This window comes from Phycicoccus sp. DTK01 (genome assembly GCF_017312765.1).
Taxonomy (GTDB): Bacteria; Actinomycetota; Actinomycetes; order Actinomycetales; family Dermatophilaceae; genus Phycicoccus; species Phycicoccus jejuensis.
On sequence record NZ_BOPU01000052.1, the window covers coordinates 1 to 519 of the forward strand.

1 protein-coding gene is annotated in these 519 nt (G+C 62.8%); it reads left to right on the plus strand.

Annotated features, from left to right (window positions below; genetic code table 11):
* On the plus strand, positions 1–519 hold a 519-nt coding region (locus tag J3473_RS19350; protein ID WP_207025423.1), incomplete at both ends, for a DUF885 family protein.

Consider the following 519-nt stretch of genomic DNA (forward strand, 5'->3'; position numbering starts at 1 on the left):
CGACTACCAGCCCAAGACGCGGACGTCGACCGCCGCAATCGACCTGCCCGACGGCAAGGCCTATTACGACTTCGTGGCGCGCTACTTCACCACGACGGACCTGTCGGCCGACCAGATCCACCAGATCGGCCTGGACGAAGTCGCGCGCATCCACGGCGAGATGCAGAAGGTGATGACGGAAGTCGGCTTCAAGGGTTCGCTGCAGGACTTCTTCAAGTACGTGCAGACGGACAAGAAGTTCGAGTTCAAGAGCCAGGACGAACTGCTGAAGTACTACCGCGGCCTGGAAGCGAAGATGAACGAAAAGGTGCCGACGCAGTTCTCGGTGATCCCCAAGTCGCCGTTCGAGATCCGCCCGGTCGAGCCGTTCCGCGAGAAGTCCGCGGCCGGCGGCCAGTACTACCCGCCGAGCGAGGACGGCACGCGTCCGGGCATCTTCTACGGCAACACCTACGACCTGCCCTCGCGCAAGATCTGGGACGCCGAAGACCTGTACCTGCATGAAGCGATCCCGGGCCA